The sequence below is a fragment of the Pseudomonas sp. JL2 genome (genome assembly GCF_031570495.1).
Classification (GTDB): Bacteria; Pseudomonadota; Gammaproteobacteria; order Pseudomonadales; family Pseudomonadaceae; genus Aquipseudomonas; species Aquipseudomonas rhizophila.
Genome location: NZ_JAKUDH010000024.1, coordinates 83,031 through 89,749 on the forward strand (window position 1 = coordinate 83,031; position 6,719 = coordinate 89,749).

General features: G+C 58.2%; 6 protein-coding genes. 1 reads left to right on the top strand and 5 read right to left on the bottom strand.

Going from position 1 to position 6,719, the window contains the following annotated elements; genetic code table 11:
- Positions 1-97: 97 nt before the first annotated feature.
- The 4 genes from MKS85_RS24305 to MKS85_RS24320 form a co-directional block, all read right to left on the bottom strand.
- Entirely contained in the window at positions 98-1,093 is a 996-nt protein-coding gene (locus MKS85_RS24305; protein WP_047229437.1) for a TRAP transporter substrate-binding protein, read from the bottom strand.
- A gap of 108 nt (positions 1,094-1,201) precedes the next feature.
- The gene (gene dctM, locus MKS85_RS24310; protein ID WP_139051127.1) at positions 1,202-2,485 is read right to left on the bottom strand and encodes a C4-dicarboxylate TRAP transporter large permease protein DctM; all 1,284 of its coding nucleotides are present in this window, start codon (positions 2,483-2,485) and stop codon (positions 1,202-1,204) included.
- The gene (locus MKS85_RS24315) at positions 2,482-3,114 is read right to left on the bottom strand and encodes a TRAP transporter small permease (RefSeq protein WP_188252261.1); all 633 of its coding nucleotides are present in this window, start codon (positions 3,112-3,114) and stop codon (positions 2,482-2,484) included. Before MKS85_RS24315 ends, dctM begins: the two co-directional genes overlap by 4 nt.
- 66 nt (positions 3,115-3,180) lie before the next feature.
- On the bottom strand, positions 3,181-4,176 hold the full coding sequence (locus MKS85_RS24320; protein ID WP_047229440.1) for a TRAP transporter substrate-binding protein: 996 nt from the start codon (positions 4,174-4,176) through the stop codon (positions 3,181-3,183).
- Between the two features lie 447 nt (positions 4,177-4,623).
- Between MKS85_RS24320 and MKS85_RS24325 the strand changes: the two genes are divergently transcribed.
- The gene (locus tag MKS85_RS24325; RefSeq protein ID WP_047229441.1) at positions 4,624-4,995 is read left to right on the top strand and encodes a PH domain-containing protein; all 372 of its coding nucleotides are present in this window, start codon (positions 4,624-4,626) and stop codon (positions 4,993-4,995) included.
- A gap of 132 nt (positions 4,996-5,127) precedes the next feature.
- Here MKS85_RS24325 and MKS85_RS24330 read toward each other — a convergent pair whose 3' ends face one another.
- On the bottom strand, positions 5,128-5,439 hold the full coding sequence (locus MKS85_RS24330; protein ID WP_047229442.1) for a hypothetical protein: 312 nt from the start codon (positions 5,437-5,439) through the stop codon (positions 5,128-5,130).
- Positions 5,440-6,719 lie beyond the last annotated feature (1,280 nt).

The window sequence follows — 6,719 nt, forward strand, 5'->3', positions numbered from 1 at the left end:
GCTGGAGAACTGGGACTCGGTGAAAAGGCGACGTGCTCCAGCTCTTGTGGCGAGGGAGCAAGCTCCCTCGCCACAGGCTGCACTGGGCTTTGCTGCCTCACTGCGCCTGGTTGGAAGCTTCAGCGGCTTTAATCAAATCCGGCCCAATCTCTTTTTCAAACTTTGCCCACACCGGTTTCATCTTCTCGCGCCAGGCGTTGCGCTGCTGGGGGGTGAGGCTGATGATCTCGGTGGTCCCGGCGTCGAGGATGAACTGCTTGTCCTGCTGGTTCAGTCGGTCCGCCTCACTGTTTGCATAGGCGGTGGCCTCGACCACGATCTTGTCCAGTTCGGTGCGGATATCCGGCGGCAGGCCGTTCCAGAAGTCGGACGAGGCGATCAGCATGTAGTCGAGAATGCCGTGGTTGGATTCGGTGATGTACTTCTGCACTTGATGCTGTTTCTGGTTGTAGAAGTTTGAGTAGGTGTTTTCCGTGCCGTTGACCAAACCGGTGCGCAGGCCCTGGTATACCACAGAGAAAATCATCGGTTGGGGGATGGCGCTCACGGCTTTGAATTGTTCTTCCAGCACGGCCGAACTCTGCACCCGGAACTTCAAGCCACGGGCATCCTCGGGTACACGCAGTGGTTTGTTGGCCGACAACTGCTTCATGCCGTTGTGCCAATAGGCCAGGCCAGTGACGTTCTTGCTTTCCATGGACTTGAGCAGTTTCTGGCCTTCCGCGCTCTGCTGGAAGCGGTCCACCGCGGCAATGTCGTTGAACAGAAACGGCAAGTCGAACAACTGCACGGATCGGGTGTACTGATCGAACTTGGCCAGCGAGCGCGCAATGATCTGCACGTCACCCAGCAGCAGCGCTTCCATCTCCTTGTCATCGCCAAACAACGTGGAGTTGGGATACACCTCGACCTTCACCCGGCCTGGCAATCGTTCATCCGCCAGTTTCTTGAACATCAACGCGCCCTGGCCCTTGGGCGTTTGCTCGGCCACGACATGGGAAAACTTGATCACGATCGGTTCAGCCGCCATGGCTGAGCCTAGCAGGCTGAAACTCAAGGTACAGACGAGCGCTTTGCAAAGAGGTTTTAGCATGGTGAGGCTTCCCTTTTATTGGTCGACGGCGCGACACGCAGGCTTAGCCCGACAGCGCAGTGGCGAGGGAACAAATGCCCTCGCCGCTGCGCCTGTCTTGAGTCGGGGCTAGTTCATCCCCAACCAGTTCGGCAAGGCCAGCGAGATCCATGGCACATAGGTAATCAGCATCAGGAACGCCAGCAGGATCATCAGCCATGGCATGGCTGCGCGGATGGTGGCGGGCAGCGACATGCCGGTCACCGCCGAGGTGACGAACAGGTTCAGCCCCACCGGAGGCGTGATCAGGCCGATCTCCAGGTTCACCACCATGATGATGCCCAGGTGGATTGGGTCGATGCCCAGTTGCATGGCGATAGGGAACAGAATCGGCGCCAGGATCAGGATGATCGCCGAAGGCTCCATGAACGCACCGGCAATCAACAGCACGATGTTCACCACCAGCAGGAAGGTCACCGGCGTCAGCCCGGCCTCGATCACCCAGGCGGTGATTTGCTGCGGCAGTTGCTCGGTGGTCAGCACATGGGCGAAGAGCATGGCGTTGGCAATGATGAACATCAGCATGATGCTCAGCTTGGCCGATTCGAGCAGCACCTTGGGCGTCTCACGGAACGTGAGGTCCTTGTAGACGAACAGTGCGATGAAGGCTGAATACACCGCTGCCACAGCCGCCGCTTCGGTGGGTGTGAACATCCCGGAATAAATCCCGCCGAGGATGATCACCATCAGCAGCAGACCCCAGAGGGCCTTGCGCGCCGTGGACAGCCATTCGCGAAACGTCGCCCGAGGCAGGGCCGGCAGGTTTTTCTTCACAGCAACGACGTAGATCGCCACCATCAACGACAACCCCAGCAGCAGGCCCGGAATCACCCCGGCCATGAACAGCTTGCCCACCGAGGTTTCGGTCGCGGCGGCGTACACCACCATCACGATCGACGGCGGAATCAGGATGCCCAAGGTGCCGGCGTTGCAGACGATGCCGGCGCCGAACGCCTGTGGATAACCCGAGCGCACCATACCGGCAATGGCGATGGAACCGACCGCCGCCACCGTCGCAGGGCTTGAACCCGACAACGCGGCAAACAGCATGCACGCCAGTACCGCCGCAATCGCCAGACCGCCACGGATATGCCCGACGCAGGCGTTGGCAAAGTCGATCAGGCGTCGCGCCACGCCACCGGTGGTCATGAACGCACCGGCCAGCAGGAAGAACGGAATCGCCAGCAGTGTGTAGTGCTCAGAGGTTTCGAACAGCTTGATCGCCAGGGAGCGCACTGAGTCCGGGCTGAAGAAAATGATGGTCAGCGAACCGGCCAGCCCCAACGAAATGGCGATGGGCACGCCGATAAACATCAGCACGAACAGCGCCACGAACAGGAAGGCAATGGTCATGGCTTGTCTTCCTCGTGTTCAGTCAATTTGATGGCTTCGGCCGCTTCATCGGCCAGGCCCAGGCCGGTCTGACGATTCATCAGGATGCGCACGAGAATTTCCGCGAAACGGATAAACACCAACGCAAAACCCACCGGCACGATCAGGCCGATGTGCCATTGCATGATGCCGAAGTGGCCCAGGTCCTCTGCGCCGATCTGCGCGATCATCAGGGTATTGATCCACTCGTAACTGGCGACGGCCAGCAGCCCGGCGTAAGTCAGGCAGCACAGGCAAGCGATCACGCCGATAAAGCGTTGTATCGGTTTGCTCGCCAGCTTCACCAGCGCATCCACGCCGATATGCCCGGCCGTGCGTACGCCGTAGGACAACCCGAAAAAGATCAGCCAGCCAAACAGGGCCTTGGTCAGCGAGGTGCTCCAGGTCATGGCCTGGGCCATGCCCATGATGCTGTCACCAATGGCGAACGCCGGCTCACTGGCGGCTGGCCAGTTGTCACCGAGGCTGTAAAAAACGGTGTAGAGGTTGTTGAGCACCACGTAGACGAAAGTAACCAGCGTCATGGCGGCCAGAAGAAAGGCAATGAAACCTTCCTCGAAGTGTTCCCAGATGCGCCGAAGGGCGTTCATGGATGACATCTCCTGCAGGGGGGACGACAGGCCGGCGCTGCCAGGGCGGCAGCACCGGCCAACCCATTACTGAGCCTTGTTGGAGGCTTCGGCGGCTTTGATCAGATCAGCACCGATGTCACCTTCAAACTTCTTCCATACCGGCTTCATCTTGTCGCGCCACTCGCCGCGCTCTTCAGGCGTGAGGGTGATGATTTCGGTGGTCTTGGCGTCCAGGATGCGCTGCTTGTCTTTCTGGTTCAGTTGCGCCGCCTCGTTGTTCACGTGGGTGGTGACTTCAACCAGAATCTTGTCCAGTTCGGTACGGATGTCAGGTTGCAGGCCGTTCCAGAACTTGGTGTTGGTGATCAGCATGTAGTCGAGTACACCGTGGTTGGACTCGGTGATGTACTTCTGTACTTCATGCATTTTCTGGCTGTAGATGTTCGAGTACGGGTTTTCCGCACCGTTGACCACGCCAGTCTGCAGGCCTTGGTAGACCTCGGCGAAACTCATTTTGCGCGGGTTGGCGTTCACCGCCTTGAACTGCTCTTCCAGCACGGCCGAGGCCTGCACGCGGAACTTCAGGCCACGGGCATCCTTGGGTTCACGCAGTGGCTTGTTCGCCGACAACTGCTTCATGCCGTTGTGCCAATAGGCCAGGCCGGTGATGTTCTTGCTTTCCATGGACTTGAGCAGCTTCTGGCCTTCAGGGCTCAACTGGAAGCGGTCCACAGCGGAGATGTCATCGAACAGAAACGGCAGGTCGAACAACTGCACGGACTTGGTGTAGTGCTCGAACTTGGCCAGCGACGGCGCAATCATCTGCACGTCGCCCAGCAGCAGGGCTTCCATTTCCTTGCCATCGCCGAACAGCGAGGAGTTGGGGTACACCTCGACCTTCACTTTGCCTGGCAGACGCTCTTCCACGAGCTTCTTGAACATCAGTGCGCCCTGGCCCTTGGGCGTTTGTTCGGCTACTACGTGGGAGAACTTGATGACGACAGGATCCGCCGCCATGGCCGTGCTCAACGCACTGAGTGCCAGCGTACAGGCGAGCGCTTTCCAGATAGGTTTGAACATTGTGGGGTTTCCTCTTTGTTTTTGTATTTATCGTGCGGGCTCATTCAAAACACAGCGCACGGCGGACAGTTGCAAGTCTAGGCAGAAAAACAGTTTGCCGGGGGATTGTGACGGTCAGTGCGGGAAAAATCGCGAGTATTGGCTAACGCCTCAAAAGGGTGCGTTAGAGCCTTCCAGGGCTGGGGCGACAACCATCGGGACCGAAACAGGGCGAAAGGTTTCAGCCTGCAACCGTAACGGGGGTCAGGAAACCATAAAAGCGAAATAATGGCTACTGGCCTGTTCGCTGGCCACGCATCGGGTGTCGGGGGATTTAGCCTGGTGAGACGGCGAAATGCTCGGTCATGGCCTTGTGATGTTACTCCTGGCTGCGCCAGAATCCCCGCGCCCGTCTCGATATGGGCCCAGGAAGCCTGGAACGCTTTTCAACCCCACAAGGATTTACGGATGATCGATTTCAACAACAAAGGCTTCTTCAAGCTCAAGCAGAACGATGAGTATGCCGAACGCGTAACAGCCCTGCTGCTGGATGGCGAACAGGTCATCGACGCCTATAAGTCCATGCGCGACGGCGTAGTCTTCACCAACAAACGCATCATCGCAGTGAACGTGCAAGGCATCACCGGCAGCAAAAAAGACTTCACCTCTCTGCCTTATAAAAACATCGTGGCCTACTCGGTAGAAACCTCCGGCACCTTCGACCTGGATTCGGAACTGGAGATTTACTTTTCATCCCTGGGCAAGGTGAAGTTCGAATTCACCGGCAAGACGGGCATCGTCGAAATATCGAAGCTGATCTCCAGGCATCTTTTGGCCTGATGTCAGCGGACCCTGAGGGAATACGAAAACTCGGGGGGTGAAGTGACGCCTGTTACGTTGAGCATTCAAGCGGCAGGGTGACAGCCACATGCCACTTCAATGAGGGGCATGTGGCGAGTTCTTCGGGACCGTTCATTTGCAGTACATGTCGGTCACTATTTTGCTGCTGGAGTTGTCGGTAACCACAGTGAGACGATCATTTCTCAAGTCCTTGGTCATGACGACTCCGGTGACCCTGACCGCTTCCAGGTTCAGTTGCGTTACGTACTCTTCTTCGGACAGAGCCGTTTCACCCATCCCCCCTGGTTTCAACTCCTTGGCTTGCGCGACCTTGTCCGCGCTGCAAGGCTCGCGTCCTGCCGCGAAAGCTTGAAAAGTCATGCCGCTCAATAATAGGGAAAGAGCCAGCAGGGTCGGTTTAGTGGGACAGTATCTTGTGTTCATCATGAACTCCTTGCGGGTCATCGAAGATTGGCTTCGCATACTTGCGAGGCTGGATCAGGTTAGAAGTGAGCCGCAGTGAGGACCACTGTCATATCTGACAGTAGCCAAGACCTGATGGAAGTAAGTGAATACGGATTTTGTATTGGAACGCTATAAGCGAAAGCCCGCCACACATCCCCTGTGGGAGCGAGCCTGCTCGCGATAGCGGTCTGCCTGACACGGTGATGTTGAATGTGCCGGCGTCATCGCGCGCAGGCTCGCTCCCACAGGGGATGTGGGGCGGGCACAGAAGTCGTGAACACCACCAACAACTGTGGGAGCGAGCTTGCTCGCGAAGACGGCGGCCCATCCAACATCACCGTTTCAGGCAGACCGCTATCGCGAGCAAGCTCGCTCCCACAGGGGATGTGGGGCGGGCACAGAAGTCGTGAACACCACCAACAACTGTGGGAGCGAGCTTGCTCGCGAAGACGGCGGCCCATCCAACATCACCGTTTCAGACAGACCGCTATCGCGAGCAAGCTCGCTCCCACAGTTTTTGGTGGTGTTCACGAATTCTGTGCCCGCCCCACATCCCCTGTGGGAGCGAGCTTGCTCGCGATAGCGGTCTGTCTGAACCGGTGATGTGTGATGGGCCGCCGTCATCGTGAGCAGGCTCGCTCCCACAGGGGATCTGTGGCGGGCACAAAATTCGTGAACACCGCGAACAAAAACTGTGGGAGCGGGCTTGCTCGCGAAAGCGGTCTGTCTGAAACGGTGATGTTGGATGGGCCGCCGTCAACGCGAGCAGGCTCGCTCCCACAGGGGATCTGTGGCGGGCACAAAATTCGTGAACACCGCGATCAAAAACTGTGGGAGCGAGCTTGCTCGCGATGACGGCGGCCCATCCAACATCACCGTTTCAGACAGACCGCTTTCGCGAGCAAGCCCGCTCCCACAGTTTTTGATCGCGGTGTTCACGAATTTTGTGCCCGCCCCACATCCCCTGTGGGAGCGAGCCTGCTCGCGATGACGGCGGCCCATCCAACATCACCGGTTCAGACAGACCGCTATCGCGAGCAAGCTCGCTCCCACAGTTTTGTGGTGGTGTTCACAGATTTTGTGCCCGCCACAGATCCCCTGTGGGAGCGAGCCTGCTCGCGATGACGGCGGCCCATCCAACATCACCGGTTCAGGCAGACCGCTATCGCGAGCAAGCCCGCTCCCACAGTTTTGATCGGTGTGTTCACGAATTTTGTCCCCGCCACAGATCCCCTGTGGGAGCGAGCCTGCTCGCGATG